This is a genomic window from Segatella copri (assembly GCF_015074785.1).
GTDB lineage: Bacteria > Bacteroidota > Bacteroidia > Bacteroidales > Bacteroidaceae > Prevotella.
This window is the reverse complement of record NZ_CP042464.1, coordinates 1624367-1640709: the sequence shown is the minus strand read 5'-3', so window position 1 is coordinate 1640709 and position 16343 is coordinate 1624367. Positions and strand designations below refer to the sequence as shown.

The 16343-nt window shown below is 48.5% G+C and carries 13 protein-coding genes; all 13 read left to right on the top strand.

All coding sequences use genetic code 11. The features are described from left to right. Positions 1 to 542 precede the first annotated feature (542 nt). The 13 genes from FO447_RS07245 to FO447_RS07185 all read left to right on the top strand — a co-directional run bounded on the left by FO447_RS07245 (position 543) and on the right by FO447_RS07185 (position 16124). Positions 543 to 1088, top strand: a complete 546-nt coding sequence (locus tag FO447_RS07245; RefSeq protein ID WP_200758258.1) for a helix-turn-helix transcriptional regulator — start codon at positions 543 to 545, stop codon at positions 1086 to 1088. A gap of 197 nt (positions 1089 to 1285) precedes the next feature. After that, a complete protein-coding gene (locus FO447_RS07240; RefSeq protein WP_006847362.1) occupies positions 1286 to 2062 on the top strand; it encodes a dihydroorotate dehydrogenase electron transfer subunit in 777 nt (258 codons plus the stop codon). 38 nt (positions 2063 to 2100) lie between these two features. Continuing rightward, positions 2101 to 3009, top strand: a complete 909-nt coding sequence (locus FO447_RS07235; protein ID WP_117692223.1) for a dihydroorotate dehydrogenase — start codon at positions 2101 to 2103, stop codon at positions 3007 to 3009. A gap of 113 nt (positions 3010 to 3122) precedes the next feature. Continuing rightward, the gene (locus FO447_RS07230) at positions 3123 to 3404 is read left to right on the top strand and encodes a hypothetical protein (protein WP_006847364.1); all 282 of its coding nucleotides are present in this window, start codon (positions 3123 to 3125) and stop codon (positions 3402 to 3404) included. A gap of 552 nt (positions 3405 to 3956) precedes the next feature. Beyond that, positions 3957 to 4790 carry a prephenate dehydratase gene (locus FO447_RS07225; RefSeq protein WP_006847366.1) on the top strand — a complete coding sequence of 278 codons (834 nt, stop codon included), beginning with the start codon at positions 3957 to 3959 and terminating at the stop codon, positions 4788 to 4790. A gap of 36 nt (positions 4791 to 4826) precedes the next feature. Beyond that, positions 4827 to 5996, top strand: a complete 1170-nt coding sequence (locus FO447_RS07220) for a pyridoxal phosphate-dependent aminotransferase (RefSeq protein WP_022120892.1) — start codon at positions 4827 to 4829, stop codon at positions 5994 to 5996. 34 nt (positions 5997 to 6030) lie between these two features. Further along, positions 6031 to 7098 (top strand): bifunctional 3-deoxy-7-phosphoheptulonate synthase/chorismate mutase type II, encoded by a 1068-nt coding sequence (locus tag FO447_RS07215; protein ID WP_117728074.1) that lies wholly within the window; start codon positions 6031 to 6033, stop codon positions 7096 to 7098. 12 nt (positions 7099 to 7110) lie between these two features. Beyond that, positions 7111 to 7908: a prephenate dehydrogenase/arogenate dehydrogenase family protein gene (locus FO447_RS07210; protein ID WP_022120890.1), complete on the top strand. Its 798-nt coding sequence runs from the start codon at positions 7111 to 7113 to the stop codon at positions 7906 to 7908. Between the two features lie 439 nt (positions 7909 to 8347). Further along, entirely contained in the window at positions 8348 to 9820 is a 1473-nt protein-coding gene (locus tag FO447_RS07205) for an NAD(P)-dependent oxidoreductase (RefSeq protein ID WP_233338401.1), read from the top strand. Positions 9821 to 10289: 469 nt separating this feature from the next. Continuing rightward, the gene (locus FO447_RS07200; protein WP_147347019.1) at positions 10290 to 10949 is read left to right on the top strand and encodes a hypothetical protein; all 660 of its coding nucleotides are present in this window, start codon (positions 10290 to 10292) and stop codon (positions 10947 to 10949) included. A gap of 142 nt (positions 10950 to 11091) precedes the next feature. Next, positions 11092 to 12444, top strand: a complete 1353-nt coding sequence (ffh, locus tag FO447_RS07195) for a signal recognition particle protein (RefSeq protein WP_006847372.1) — start codon at positions 11092 to 11094, stop codon at positions 12442 to 12444. 31 nt (positions 12445 to 12475) lie between these two features. After that, a complete protein-coding gene (gene folD / locus FO447_RS07190; RefSeq protein ID WP_118200032.1) occupies positions 12476 to 13354 on the top strand; it encodes a bifunctional methylenetetrahydrofolate dehydrogenase/methenyltetrahydrofolate cyclohydrolase FolD in 879 nt (292 codons plus the stop codon). Positions 13355 to 13523: 169 nt separating this feature from the next. Further along, positions 13524 to 16124: an alpha-L-arabinofuranosidase C-terminal domain-containing protein gene (locus FO447_RS07185; protein WP_200758256.1), complete on the top strand. Its 2601-nt coding sequence runs from the start codon at positions 13524 to 13526 to the stop codon at positions 16122 to 16124. Positions 16125 to 16343: the final 219 nt, after the last annotated feature.

Below are 16343 nucleotides of genomic sequence, written 5' to 3'. Positions count from 1 at the left end.
GATTTATAAGCATAAATGCAAGAAAACTAAATACACGAATTTATGTTTTATATTTATAAAAATAAAGGTAAAACAGGGTGTTTATGGTTATGAATGAATAAATATTCATACTATATTTTGAATTTGTAAGTAACGGAAACTCAGTTAGTTATGTATTTTAGTTGTTTTATAAACCATAGACTTTTACATAGGTGTTGGGTAAACATTGCATAAACCGCTCTATATGCCTTTATTTAGGCAGTTTATGGTATGAATAACCAGTGATTTAGCCTAAATCTATAAAGAAAAGGTTCGTCATATATTTTGATTGATAGGTTTATATTTATAAAACTAAACCTAAAAAACCGAACACTGGAGTGAGTAGAATTCAAATTTATAAACAGAAACCTAAAGTTTAAAAATCTAAATTTATTCAGAAATGTTTGGTTATTCTAAATTTTTGCTTTATCTTTGTAAAATCAACCGAAAAAGGGCCTAAAAGTGGCTTGTTCGGAAATAAAACATCGTATCAGTAGAAAAATGAACGCTAAAATTTTTAGAGCATGAAAGATAGAATCAGACAGCTGATGGAGGACCAGCACCTCACTCAGCAAAACTTCGCTCAGATGATCGGAATCTCGACCGCTACACTGAGCAATATTTTCAACGGGAAGACCAATCCATCGCTCAGCATTGTGGATGGCATCCATAAGAGTTTTCCTCAGGTAAACGTTTATTGGGTACTCTACGGTACTCCTCCTATGTATCAGAACCAGGCTTCCCAGGGTGGCAGCGAAGAGGGTGCTGCAGACATGTATCAGGGCATTACGGATGGAGCAGCCGGTGGTGCTGAGGGAATGAAGCAGGGCAGTCAGCCTTCTGGAGCCGCCTCTGCCGAGCCTATGCTCGATTTTGGAGCCGAAGGAGCCGCAGCCTCCCCTACTTCTCCTTCGCTCTTTGACCAGCCTCAAATGCAGGGTGTAAATCGTACACCTAAAAATATCGCCCAAGCGGCGGTAAAATATGTAGACAAACCGCAAAGAAAGATCAACGAAATCCGTATTTTCTACGATGATCAGACCTGGGAAACCTTCGTTCCTAAGAAATAAAGTAGGGATTGGAGAACCCTAAAACAAACACATAGGAGCGGCGATAAAGAAAAAATATCTCTTTTCTTTTCGTAAATTCGGATTTTTGATGTACCTTTGCATCGTAGAAACGTAGGTGGGCGTAACCGGAAGCTACGCGTACCTATTTTATAATATACGTACATTATATAATAAGCATATTAAAAATTAGCAATAAGATGAAAAAATATGTTCTCGACCTCAAGGTGGTTTCTGTAGAGGCGCTTAGCGATAAGCATGTTTTGATTAAGCTTACCGATGAGAAACCTTTGCCTGAAATCTTGCCTGGCCAATTCGTAGAAGTAAGAGTAGACCATTCGCCTACTACCATGCTTCGCCGTCCTATCTCCATCAATTTCGTGGATCGTGAAAATAATCAGCTCTGGCTGCTCGTAGCAATGGTGGGCGATGGTACCCGTCAGCTCGGACAGCTCAAGGAGGGCGACGTGCTCAACTGTATGCTGCCTCTCGGCAACGGCTTCACCATGCCTACCGGGAAGAGCCAGAAATATCTGCTCGTAGGTGGTGGCGTAGGTGTGGCTCCGCTCCTCTATTTCGGAAAACTCATCAAGGATTTCGGGGCTGAAGTTACTTTCCTGCTGGGTGCACGCAAGGCTACAGATCTGCTCGAACTGGATGAGTTTGCCAAAATCGGAAAGGTATGCATCACTACCGAGGATGGCTCGGCTGGCGAGGTAGGTTTCGTTACCAACCACTCTGTTTTGGAGAACGAGAAGTTTGATATGATTTCTACCTGCGGACCTAAGCCGATGATGGTGAGCGTGGCTCGCTTTGCCAAGAAGGCTGGCGTGGAGTGTGAGGTTTCTCTCGAGAACAAGATGGCGTGCGGCGTGGGCGCCTGCCTCTGCTGCGTAGAGAAAACTACCGAGGGTAACCAGTGCGTCTGCAAGGATGGACCTGTCATCAACATCAAGAAACTTACTTGGGAAATTTAATTTCTTGTAAAAACATTTTTAAGTAAAAACAGAAGATTATGGCTGATTTAAGTGTAAAGATAAAGGATTTGGAGTTGAAGAACCCTGTGATGACGGCATCGGGTACTTTCGGCTACGGATTGGAATTTGCCGATTTCGTTCCTCTGGAGGAGATTGGCGGTATTATCGTGAAGGGCACTACCCTGGAACCGCGCGAGGGAAACGACTATCCGCGCATGGCTGAAACGCCTCAGGGCATGCTCAACTGCGTAGGTTTGCAGAACAAGGGTGTGGAGTATTTCTGCTCTCACATTTATCCTCAGATCAAGGACATTGATACCAATATGATTGTCAATGTGAGCGGACATTCGCCTGAGAGTTATGCTGAGTGTGCTGCGCGCATCAACGAGCTGGATAAGATTCCGGCCATAGAGCTGAACATCTCCTGTCCTAACGTGAAGGATGGCGGCATGGCCTTCGGTGTAACCTGCGAGGGTGCAGCCAGCGTGGTGAAGGCGGTGAGAAAGGTTTATAAGAAGACCCTCATCGTGAAGCTTTCGCCTAATGTTACCAGCATTGCCGACATCGCCCGTGCCGTGGAGGCTGAGGGCGCCGATTCTGTTTCGCTCATCAACACGCTGATGGGTATGGCGGTGGACATTGAGAAGCGCCAGCCTCTCTTGAGCATCCGTACGGGTGGTTTGAGTGGTCCTTGCGTTAAGCCTGTTGCCCTGCGCATGGTTTGGGATGTGGCTCATGCCGTAAACATTCCGGTTGTTGGTCTGGGCGGCATTTCTTCTGCCAAGGATGCCATTGAGTTCCTGATGTGCGGTGCTACGGCCATTGAGATTGGTACGGCCAACTTCATTGATCCTGCGGTTACGAAGAAGGTGAAGGATGGAATCAATGAGTGGCTTGATGCTCACGGATGCAAGAGTGTGACTGAGATTATCGGGGCCATCAAGTAAATTACACCTTATTATAAAAGGAGTGGCTCATACTTTGACGCCCTGTTTTAGGGCGTCAAGTGGGTTAACTCCTTGATATACAACAGAATAACTTTTCGTAAAAATATAAGGTTATGGATTTGAATCAGATAAACCCTGTTCTGTTGCTTGCTACGCTGACGCAGCAGATTGTAGAGCAGGAGAAAGAATTGGCAGAACAGAAGGATTCTGCGGAACACTCGTCTGTAAAAGCCTCTCTGAGCGCGAATCTCCTGAAGCGCGGCAATCTGCTGATGCAGATGGGCGACAAGGATGGTGCCGGAAAGGACATGAAGCGCTACCTGGAGCTGAACCCGGAGAAAGTAGGGGAGCTGACAGGAGAATTCAAGGCTGAAGGCAGAGAACATTGCAGATAAAGGAAGGGGCTTGCCTCACGGATTCCGGCGTTTGCGTCTCTCCCTAGCGCCTGGCTTTTGAGTACATTTTTCTGCATTTTTCCGTATTCTGATGATAAAAATCGGGCGAAAATATGTTTTTTAGCATAAAATATAAGGAAAATGAAGAAAAATATATCAAATTGTTTGGCAATATCAAAGAAAAATGTTACTTTTGCAGTCGAGTTGAGATTTTAGCAAGTCGAGACTCGAAATCTGAGCACTGCCTGCTCCTTATATATAAAAGAGGTGTAGAGAAGAACTCGGGAAAATCTGAGCACAGATAAGTTCCTTATATAATAAAGGAGAAACGGGCTCGGAAAGAACAAAAGTGAGTAACATATAAAATGTAAAGACAATGAAGAAGTTTAACGCATTCTTTTTTAGCTATTACTTTTACTTTGCAAATAATTGTAAAGCGGGAAGTTGCGTGTAAATTTCAACTTAGGATATTAGATTCTTGAAATCATCGAAACGGTCCCGCTCTTATTGAGTAGGACCGTTTTTCGTAACATTAGACAAGATAAAAGAAACATGAAGAGAATAGCAATTCAAGGAGAGCTGGGATCTTTCCACGACATTACCGCCCACCAGTATTTCGAGGGCGAACAGATTGAAATCATCTGTTGTGCTACCTTCGAAGAGGTGTTCGAAAACATCAAGCGTGACCCTACTGTAGTAGGCATCTGCGCCATAGAAAACACCATTGCGGGCAGCCTGCTCCACAATTACGAACTGCTCCGGCAGAGCGGAACCACCGTGGTAGGCGAACACAAGCTCCATATAGAGCACAGCATCTGCTGTCTGCCAGAAGACGACTGGAGCACCCTGCAGGAGGTTCACTCCCATCCGGTAGCCCTCATGCAGTGCGGCAAATTCCTAGCCAACCATCCCGACCTCAAGGCGGTGGAGGCAGAAGATACCGCAGGCTCGGCAGCCTACATCGCCCAGCATAAGGTAAGGGGATGGGCAGCCATCTGCTCTTCTTACGCTGCCCACATGTACGGTATGAAGGTGCTGCAGGAAGACATCCACGACAATCCGCACAACTACACCCGATTCCTCGTGGTCTGCAATCCGCAGAAGGCAGCCCTGCTCCGTCCCATCGAAAAGGCCAACAAGGCGAGCATCGTCTTCAGTCTGGCTCACGATAAGGGATCGCTCTCCAAGGTGCTCACCATCCTGAGTTTCTACGACATCAATCTCACCAAGATCCAGTCGCTGCCAAACATCGGACATGAGTGGGAATACCTCTTCTACGTAGACCTCACCTTCGACAACCTGACCCGATACCGCCAGAGCATCGACGCCATTACGCCGCTCGTGAAGAAAATAAAGGTGTTGGGCGAATATGAGGAGAAGGAGTAGTTGATAGTTTATAGTTAACAGTTAAAAATAAGAATTATGATACAACCAGCCAATAGAGTAACGGAAATACAGGAATACTACTTCAGCCGCAAGCTGAAGGAAGTGGCTAAGCTTAATGCCGAGGGCAAAGACATTATCAGTCTGGCCATCGGAAGTCCAGACATGCCGCCTTCTAAGCAGACCATTGACAAGCTCTGCGAGGTAGCCAACAATCCAAACGCACACGGATATCAGCCTACGGTGGGCATACCAGAGTTGCGCAAAGCAATGGCTGGTTTCTATAAGCGCTGGTATGATGTAGACCTCGACTGGGCTACCGAAATCCAGCCCCTCATAGGTAGCAAGGAAGGCATTCTGCACGTAACGCTCGCCTTCTGCAACCCTGGCGATGAGGTGCTTATCCCGAACCCGGGATACCCTACCTACACCGCCATCAACAAGATTCTGGGTACCAAGATTACCTACTACGATCTGAGAGAGGATAACGGATGGCAGCCCGATTTCGACGCCCTGGAGAAGATGGACCTGAGCCACGTAAAACTGATGTGGACCAACTATCCTAACATGCCGACAGGCGGTGTGGCAAAGCGCGAAACCTACGAAAAGCTGGTGGCATTCGCCCAGAAGCACAACATCGTGGTGGTGAACGACAACCCATATTCGCTCATCCTCAACGAGCACCCTATGAGCATCATGCAGGTGCCGGGAGCTAAGGACTGCTGCATCGAGTTCAATTCCTTGAGCAAGAGCCACAACATGCCAGGCTGGCGTGTGGCGATGATTTCGAGCAACAAGACCTTCATCTCATGGATTCTGAAGGTGAAGAGCAACATTGACAACGGAAGCTTCCGAGGCATACAGTTGGCAGCTGCCGAGGCGATGTTGAACAACACGGATGAATGGCACCGCGAGAACAACATCCAGAACTACCGCCGCCGCCGCGACATTGCCGAGGAGATCATGAAGGTGCTCGACTGCCAGTTTGACCCTAACCAGGTAGGCATGTTCCTTTGGGGCAAGATACCTGAGAAATATGCTGATGTAGAAGACCTGACAGAGAAGATTCTGCATGAGGCTCGCGTCTTTATCACCCCTGGCTTCATCTTCGGAACCAACGGCAAGCGTTACATCCGTATCAGCCTCTGTGCCAAGGATGAGAAGATGAAAGAGGCCCTGGAGAGAATCAAGAAGGTTTTTGAAAAGTAAAAAAGTAAAAAGTAAAAAATAAAAATATACGACTATGGAATTAGAATTAGAACCATTGAATTTTCCTAGTGATCAGGAACGCCCTTGCGTCATTGCCGGCCCTTGCTCGGCAGAGACAGAAGAGCAGGTTATGACTACCGCTAAGCAGTTGGCTGCCAAAGGTTGCCACATGTTCCGCGCAGGTGTGTGGAAGCCACGCACCAAACCGGGAGGCTTCGAGGGTAACGGTGAAACAGCCTTGCCTTGGATGAAGCAGGTGAAGGAAGAAACAGGCATGCTGACAGCTACTGAGGTGGCTACCCCAGAGCATGTAGAGCTCGCACTGAAATATGGAATCGACATTCTCTGGGTAGGTGCACGTACATCTGCCAACCCATTCGCCATGCAGGCACTTGCCGACAGTCTTCAGGGCGTAGACGTGCCTGTGCTCGTTAAGAACCCGGTAAACCCAGACCTCGAGCTTTGGATCGGTGCCCTGCAGCGCATCAACCAGGCAGGCATCAAGAAGCTCGGTGCCATCCACCGCGGATTCTCCAGCTTCGATAAGAAGATTTACCGCAACCTTCCTATGTGGCAGATTCCTATCGAGTTGCACCGCCGCATACCACAGTTGCCAATCATCTGCGACCCTAGCCACATCGGCGGCCGACGCGACCTCATCGCCCCTCTCTGCCAGCAGGCAATGGACTTAGGTTTCGACGGACTCATCGTTGAGAGCCACTGCAGCCCAGACGATGCATGGAGCGATGCCAAGCAGCAGGTTACCCCAGAGGTGCTGGATTACATCCTCAGCCTCCTCGTAGTGCGCGATGAGCATTATTCTACAGAGGGTCTGCACCAGCTGCGCGGTCAGATTGACGAGTGCGACAACCAGCTGATGGATCTCCTGGCTAAGCGTATGCGCGTTTGCCGCGAGATTGGTACCTACAAGAAGGAGCACAACATGACCATCGTTCAGACCAGCCGTTACAACGAGATTCTCGACAAGCGTGGAGCCCAGGCAGCCCTCTGCGGCATGAGCCCTGAGTTTGCCGCTCAGATTTTCGAGCACATCCATGAGGAGAGTGTCCGCCAGCAGTTGGAAATCCTAAACCAGAAGTAAAGGATACTGGCTATGAGAATATTAATTATGGGAGCAGGTAAGATGGGAAGTTTCTTCATCGACCTGCTCAGTTTCGACCACGAGGTGGCGGTTTACGAGAAGGATGCCAAGCGACTGCGCTTCACCTACAACTGTTACCGCTTCACCAAGATGGAAGAAATAGAGATGTTCCGCCCCGAACTGGTTATCAATGCGGTGACGGTAAAATATACGCTACCAGCCTTCGAAGAGGTGTTGCCACATCTCTCTCACGACTGCATTATCAGCGACATAGCTTCGGTAAAGACCGGACTGCAGGAGTTTTACGAGAAGAGCGGTTTCCGCTTCGTGAGCACGCACCCTATGTTCGGCCCGACCTTTGCCAATCTGAACCAGCTTTCAGAGGAGAATGCAGTCATCATCAAGGAGGGTGACTACATGGGCAAGATATTCTTCAAGGACCTCTACCAGAAGTTGGGGTTGAGTCTGCATGAGTATACATTTGATGAGCACGACCAGACGGTGGCCTACTCGCTGAGTATTCCTTTCGTGAGCACCTTTGCCTTTGCAGCAGTGATGAAGCACCAGGATGCTCCGGGCACCACCTTCAAGCGCCACATGCAGATAGCCAAGGGCGTGCTCAACGAAGATGATTACCTGCTGCAGGAAATCCTCTTCAACCCATACACATCGGGTCAGGTGGCACAGATCAGAGAGGAGCTTGCTGAGCTCATCGACATCATTGACCACAAGGATGCGAAGCGTATGAAACTCTTCCTCACCAAGATACGTAATCATGTGAAGGAAGATATTGAGATTAAAGAAAAATAAAAATGTTGATTTAATGGGGGAGCCCTTATTATTATGTTCCCCCTCCAGTTGTTGGTGTTTTGCATGTGAATGCAGAACATTTAAGTTGTTTAAAGGCCTTGCATGTGAATGTAGGGTCTTTTTTATATGTTGCCGGAAGCGGAAAAGCTTAATGACCTTAATGACCAATGACCTTAATGACCACCCCCGATTAGTGATTAATGATTAATGATTAGTGATTAGTGATTAGGCAGGCGTGCGTCCCCGGTAAGGCGCCAGCAGGTGGATAATAAGGAAAAAAGGGGGCAAAATGAAAATATGTAAGGAGATAGGGGCGATTTCTGAAATATTATTTGTACCTTTGCACCCACAAATCAAAGGATAGATTGTAGAATCAGTAAAAAAGATTGTAGAATCAATAAACAGATTGTAGAATCAGTAAAAAGAGAGCAGTTCTATTATGAGCGAACAGAAAGAAACAAAGAATATGAAGAATGCTGCTGAGGCGCAGGTCCCTGAGCAGAATACAACAGAAACAGCAGCTAAGCAGAATGAGGATGCTAAGCAGGCTGATACAACAGAACAGCAGGCGGATGCTGCTGCCTTCCAGGTAGTGAACGAGGGTTTTTCTACCCGTGAGGCCATTGAGGAGGCTAAACGCTGCCTACACTGCAAGATTCCGCAGTGCAAGAAGGGATGCCCGATAGGCAACGACATACCTGATTTCGTACACGAACTCTCTATGGGTAACATGGGTGCGGCGATGAGCATCATCAATGCCAAGAGCAACCTGCCGGCCATCTGCGGCCGTGTATGCCCTCATGAGAAACAGTGTCAGGGCAACTGCGTGCTCGGAAAGAAAGGCAAACCGGTACAGATTGGCAAACTGGAGCAGTTTATTGCCGATTTTGATACCAAAATGAACCTTTCGCGCGAGATGTTGCCACAGAAAACACGTGGCCGTGTGGCAGTCATCGGTTCGGGTCCAGCGGGCTTGACCGTAGCCGGCGATCTGGCGCGTCAGGGCTTCAACGTCACCATTTTCGAGGGCCAGGCTGAGCCGGGAGGCGTGTTGATGTATGGTATTCCTGAGTATCGCTTGCCTAAGTCGGTAGTGCGCGATGAGGTGGCTAAGATTGCTGCCCTCGGCGTGCAGTTTATCACCAACTGCATGGTGGGCGAGAACAATGTAACCATCGACAGTCTGTTCCGTGCAGGCTACGACGCCATCTTTATGGGCACAGGTACCAGCGTGCCTCAGAACATGGACTCTACACCGGGCTCAAAGCTCCACGGTGTGAGCCAGAGTACATACTTTCTGCATAACGTGAATGCCTATAACGAAGGCGCTTTGACCCGCGACATGGTTCCGCTGCGCGATGGCGAGAAGGTGGGTGTCATTGGCGGCGGAAACGTGGCCATGGATGCTGCCCGTACTGCTATCCGTCTGGGTGCCGACGTTACCGTGCTGTACCGTAAGACCCAGGAAGAGATGCCTGCCATCAAGAGCGAATATGAAGATGCGGTGAAGGAAGGCGTGAAATTTGAGTGGAAAACTACCGTTGAGGCCTTCCTGAAGGGCAAAAACGGCCGTCTGGGAAGCTGTGTTCTGAACACTCCTGAGGGTGAAAGGGTAGAAAAATTCGACAGAATCTATCTCGCCATCGGTTCAAGACCAGCCAACCGTATCGTTTCTACCACAGCCGGAATCGAGGTGGATGAGAAGGGATATGTTAAAGTTGTTGAACGTCCGTTCGGTATGACCACCCGTCGCGGTGTGTTCGCCGGAGGTGATGTGGTACACCGTCCGCAGACTGTAGTCCTGGCGATGAAGGCTGCCAAGGAGGTGGCTCAGGGCATCGCCCAATATGTAGATGCCATCAAGCTTCTTGAAGAGGCTAAGAGAATCGAGCAACGTGGAATAGTAGAATAATCAAATGAATTCAATTGAATTAAGTGAATTATTTCTGCAGTAACGGAACTGCTTTTACTGGGATTTGTCACTAGGCTCGGCAGATGTGCTGACTGCAGTCGGCAGACCTGCTGACTAGGCTCGGCAGAGCTGCTGAGCCTAGTGGTAATATCTGGGAAACTATGTGTTTTGACTAAAAAGACTATATGCAAGAACTCTAAAGGCTATATGCTTTTACTTATAAAAATATTTCTTAGTTTGAAAACACCATATCTTTCCTTTGAATGATACTATATACCTTTGAATGATACTATATAAATAAACCAACTGTTATAGACGCTTAATTTTTTTACATTACTCTTTAAATGAACTTAAACTTCTTGGGAAATTTAATGAAGTATCAGATTTAATCATTACTTTTGTATCAGATTCATATTAAGAAGAAGTAATTTGTCTGGTACAAAGAAAAGATATAAATCAGAGAAAAAGCATGAAGCGTATCATATTGGTTTTAACAGTATTGCTTGCCATGTTAGGGCAGGTAGCCTATGCGCAGAAAACGTGTGTCATCGCATCGGCAGAAAATCATGTGCCTATTCGTGAAGCGCTTATTCATACCAATAACAATCATTGGGCAAGAACAGATTATCGGGGCTATTGGACGATGCGCTATCAGTTTGATTCAGCAACCGTATCGAAACCTGGTTTTATGAAGGCAACTATCCGGTACAAGGAACTGCCGGATACTCTGTTTCTCTTGCCGGATGCCAAACAATTAGGCGAAGTGACAGTTTGGGGCAAGAATCAGGAAGGCATCAAAAACATGGAAGAGGATATTCAGGAGAAGATAAACTCTTTGCCAACTTCATCTGCTGGCATCGGGTTTGATGCTTTCGGCTGGATGGATAAACAGGGTAAACGTGATAAGAAGCATCTGCAACAGGCTAAAAAGGTATTTGAAAAAATGGAACATAAGGATCCTGTGGTAGCTGCTTATGAAAAAGCAACGGGGAAAAAGTATGAATTGACTAATCCGTATGATGTCTCGGCTTTTAAGAAAGATCCTCCTTCTGAAATGGCTACAGAAGAGAAAAAAGCAACTTCTGATGCTGAATCAAAATCGAAAAAGAAGGAGAATCCTGAAAAATAAGCACAAGAGTAAACTGAAGAAATGAACTCGGGAAAGGCAGAGCGACATCTATTTTAGCCGACGGGATAAAAAAAAACATAAACAAGTTGGCTTTCTCGAAAAAAAGTCGTATCTTTGTAGCCAAAAATATAAAGAAAGAAAAATGTTTGAAAATTTAAGTGATAGACTGGAACGCTCGTTCAAAATCTTGAAGGGCGAGGGAAAAATTACAGAAATCAACGTGGCGGAAACCATGAAGGATGTGCGCCGTGCACTCCTCGACGCCGACGTAAACTATAAAGTGGCTAAGGAATTCACCAACAAGGTGAAGGAGAAAGCACTCGGCATGAATGTACTTACTGCCGTAAAGCCGGGACAGTTGATGATCAAGTTGGTGCACGATGAACTGGAAGAACTCATGGGCGGCGAAGAAGCCCCATTGAAGCTCGAAAGTCATCCGGCCGTCATCCTCATGAGCGGTCTGCAGGGTTCGGGTAAGACTACCTTCAGTGGCAAGCTTGCCAACATGCTCAAGACCAAGAAAGGCAAGAAGCCATTGCTCGTGGCCTGCGACGTTTACCGTCCGGCAGCTATCCAGCAGCTCCATGTAGTGGGTGAGCAGGTGGGTGTTCCGGTATACAGCGAGCCTGAGAACAAGGATGTGCTCAGTATCGCCGACCATGCCATCCAGCAGGCTAAGACTAACGGCAACGATGTGGTAATCGTCGATACAGCCGGACGTCTCGCCATTGATGAGCAGATGATGAACGAGATCAGCAATCTCAAGAATCATCTCCGTCCAGACGAAACCCTCTTCGTGGTTGACTCCATGACCGGTCAGGATGCCGTAAACACAGCCAAGGAATTCAACGACCGCCTCGACTTCAACGGCGTTGTTCTCACCAAGCTCGACGGTGATACCCGCGGTGGTGCTGCCCTCAGTATCCGTACCGTGGTAACCAAGCCAATCAAGTTTATAGGTACCGGCGAGAAGATGGACGCCATTGACGTGTTCCACCCAGCTCGTATGGCAGACCGAATCCTCGGCATGGGTGACGTGGTATCCCTCGTAGAGCGCGCACAGGAGCAGTTCGACCTGGAAGAGGCCAAGAAACTGGAGAAGAAGATCAGAAAGAACCAGTTCGACTTCAACGATTTCTACAACCAGATTCAGCAGATCAAGAAGATGGGTAACATCAAGGATCTGGCAGCGATGATTCCGGGCGTGGGCAAGGCAATCCGCGACGTAGATATCCCAGAGGATGCATTCAAGGGCGTAGAGGCCATCATCCAGAGTATGACTCCTAAGGAGCGCACCAATCCGGCCATCCTCAACACGTCACGCCGCCAGCGCATCGCTAAGGGTTCGGGTACCAACATCCAGGAGGTGAACAAACTCATTAAGCAGTTTGACCAGACCCGCAAGATGATGCAGATGATGACCGGCAACAAAATGGCGCAGATGATGAGCCGCATGAAGGGTATGCCTGGCATGCCTAAGATGCCGGGCATGTAAGAAAAGTATAAACGTTAAAATAAGAATAAAAATGCAGCTTATAGACGGAAAGGCGACGGCAGCCGCCATCAAGGAACAGATAGCCCAGGAGGTGGCACAGATTGTTGCCGACGGAGGCAAGCAGCCACACCTGGTAGCCGTGCTCGTAGGGCACGACGGAGGCAGCGAAACCTATGTGAAAAACAAGGTGCTGGCCTGCGAGAAGTGTGGATTCAAGTCGACCCTCATCCGTTATGAGGAGGATGTTACCGAAGAAGAGCTCCTGCAGTGCGTAGACAAGTTGAACCAGGATGATGATGTTGACGGATTCATCGTTCAGCTTCCTCTTCCTAAGCACATCGATGAGCAGAAGGTGACCATGGCAATAGATTACCGCAAGGATGTAGACGGATTCCACCCAGTAAACGTGGGCAGAATGTCGCTCGGCATGCCTTGTTTCATCTCTGCCACTCCGCTCGGTATCCTCACCCTGCTGCAGCATTACAATATTGAGACCAGTGGTAAGAAATGCGTCATTCTGGGCAGAAGCAACATCGTAGGCAAGCCAATGGCTCAGCTGATGATGCAGAAGCAGTATGGCGATGCTACCGTCACCGTATGCCACTCCCATTCCAAGAATTTGAAGAAAGAGTGTCAGGAGGCAGATATCATCATCGCAGCCATAGGCCGTCCTGATTTCGTGACAGCCGATATGGTGAAGCCGGGAGCCGTAGTCATTGATGTGGGTACCACCCGCGTGCCTGATGCTACGAAGAAAAGTGGTTTCCGCCTGAACGGTGATGTGAAATTCGACGAGGTGGCAGAGAAGTGCTCCTTCATCACTCCTGTTCCGGGAGGCGTTGGTCCGATGACCATCTGTTCGCTGATGAAGAATACGCTGGCTGCCGGCAAGAAGGAATATTACAGCTAGAAAGAAGATAATTATTTCAGAAAGAAGCAGTGCTTAAGTCACTGCATACTTGATTTTTTATAACTCTCTAATTTGTGGGGCAGGGTGCAGTGATGCACTCTGCCTTTTTATCAAGCCGAGAGAAATAGTGTAAAATGAACAAACAATATTAATCTAAAAATATAGAAACATGATAAAACTAAAGTACATATTTACATCAGCGCTGCTCGTGGCAGCTGCCAGTGCCAGTCAGGCAGTCAGCAGTCAGCAGATGCAGAAGCAAATAGACAAGGATGCCCCTGCATACACCATACAGGGCAAGGACTCCATCTGCCAGATATTCATCTATTCGCCAGCACCCAACCAGGGCTTGCATCTGGCTTATTTCACCGACGATGAGCGTTGGGTGGATGTAGGACAGCTCTGCGCCAGCGACTACGGTCCGTGGGGAGCTGAAAAGAAGATGTATAACCCCTTCGTGGTAAAAGCTAACGACGGCACATGGCGCGCACTTTGGAGCGTGAACCAGCATGCACCGCAGTTTGCCGTAGCCTATTCTGAAGACCTCATCACCTGGCGCCCGCAGGATTATCCCATCATCCGCGAAAAGGGCGTGAAGGATGTGGCTGCCTATCAGATGGATGACGGCAACTTCGACATCTATCTCAAGACATCCAAAGGCAAACGATACGTACAGGCAAGCAACGATTTCCGTACCTTCAAGGAAGATACTCTGGAGGCTTCAGCTGATGAGATACTCTGGCAGCGCGACACCGCAACCATAGGCGGAAAACTCTTCCAGGGCTGCGATTTCGAGGTGCCGGCCGTACATCTCAACTACATCCGTTCCTGGTTCCACGCCCTCTCTGAAGAGGCAAAACTCAACGCCCAGCCGATACCGAAGACCGATGCCGACCTCGCAGCTTATGCCAAGGACAACCACATCGACCTGCCGAAAGATTCGGAAATCCCTGCCAACCTCAGCATCAATCCACAGAAATCCCACCGCATCTCCAACAAGCTGATGGGTATCTTCTTCGAAGACATCAGCCGCGCTGCCGACGGAGGACTCTCTGCAGAAATGTTGCAGAACGGTGACTTTGAGTATAACAAGGAAGACCACCGCCACCAGTGGAATGCCACCACGGCATGGGTGGGGGTAGAGAAAGAGGGCATCGCCACCGAAAACGGGGTGAGCCAGAACAATGCCCATTATGCCGTTCTGGGCGCTACACCTATTTATAATATAGGTTGGGACGGCATCGCCATACGTCGCGGAGCTGCCGTTGAGGGCAAGGAGGGTAAGCATCAGCCAGCCATTTACGAGGTGAGCCTGCATGCCCGCTGCATCGATGCCAAGAAGAAAGACCTCACCCTGGCGCTCGTAAACCAGGAGGGATTGCCTGTATGCCAGACCAAGATCAAGGTGCAGGACGCAGACTGGAAGGAATATAAGGCGCAGCTCATCGTGACCGATAAATATGAGGGCGAACTCGCCAGCGAAGCCACCACCAAGGAGGGCAAACTGGGCAAGAACATCCGGTTTGCCATCTTGCCTAAGGGCGAGCAGAAAGTGGCGGTAGATTTGGTAAGTCTCAAACCACAAGATACTTACAAGGGTCATGGACTGCGTAAAGACCTTGCCGAGGCCATTGCCGACCTGAAGCCTCGCTTCGTGCGCTTCCCGGGCGGCTGCATGCTCCACGGTCAGGGGCTCAAGAACATTTACCACTGGAAGGAGAGCGTGGGTCCGCAGAAAGATCGCAAGCCAGCCTACAACATCTGGGGGTACCATCAGACCCGCCAGCTGGGTTTCTATGAGTATTTCCAGTGGTGCGAGGATATGGGAGCCGAGCCGCTGCCTGTATTGGCGGCAGGTGTTCCTTGTCAGAACTCTGTGGCAGATGAGCGCGGAGTGGCTGGTCAGCAGGGCGGAATCCCGATGAGCGAGATGCCGCAGTATATTCAGGACGTGCTAGACCTGGTAGAATGGGCGAATGGCGATCCTGCCACCTCTAAGTGGGCTAAGATGAGAGCCGATGCGGGTCATCCGGCTCCGTTCAACCTCAAGATGATAGGCATCGGCAACGAAGACCTCATCTCTACCGATTTCGAGCAGCGCTACCTGATGATCTGCAAGGCAGTGAAGCAGAAGTATCCTCAGCTCGAGGTGGTAGGTACCGTAGGTCCGTTCCACTTCCCGTCTTCCGATTATATTGAGGGTTGGAAGATTGCCCGCGAAAACAAGCGCTGGATTGATGCCGTAGACGAGCATTATTATGAGCAGCCGGGCTGGTTCCTGAACCATCAGGATTATTACGACCATTACGACCGCAAGGCTCCTAAGGTTTATCTGGGCGAATATGCATCTCGCGGTGCCAATGCGGTAGACAATGCGCTGGCTGAGGGCATCCACCTCTGCAATGTGGAGCGCAACGGCGATGTGGTAGAAATGACATCCTATGCTCCTCTCTTGTGTAAGGACGGATACAGCAACTGGCAGCCGGACATGATTTACTTTGATAATAATAATGTACGCGCGAGCGAGAGCTACAAGATGCAGAAGATGTTCGGTCAGCATGCCGGTGACCTCTACATTTCATCCGTGCTCAGTCTGCCGGATGCGCTGAAGAAATATGTGGGCACCAGTGTAGTGAAGGATTCTAAATCGGGCAAAACCTGGCTTAAAGTGGTGAATGCCTTGCCTCGCACGCTGAAACTCTCGGTTTCTGGCTTGGGCAACAAGCAGGTAACCATCGCAGGCAGAAGCGCTCAGGTTTTCGAACTTTAGCTTTCTTTAGAAGATGTTTTCTGATAGAAACGGATAGAACCAATAATGGCTCAGATTATTCATTTTGAGTAAAATAGAATGGAGAAATAGGATATTAAAATGTTCTTTTTCTCCATTTTTTATGTTTTACAGCATAAAATATGGCCAAAAATTTGGTAGTTAATAATTTTTTTTATTATTTTGCACCCTGAAAATGAAGTTTTAAGTAATTTATATAAA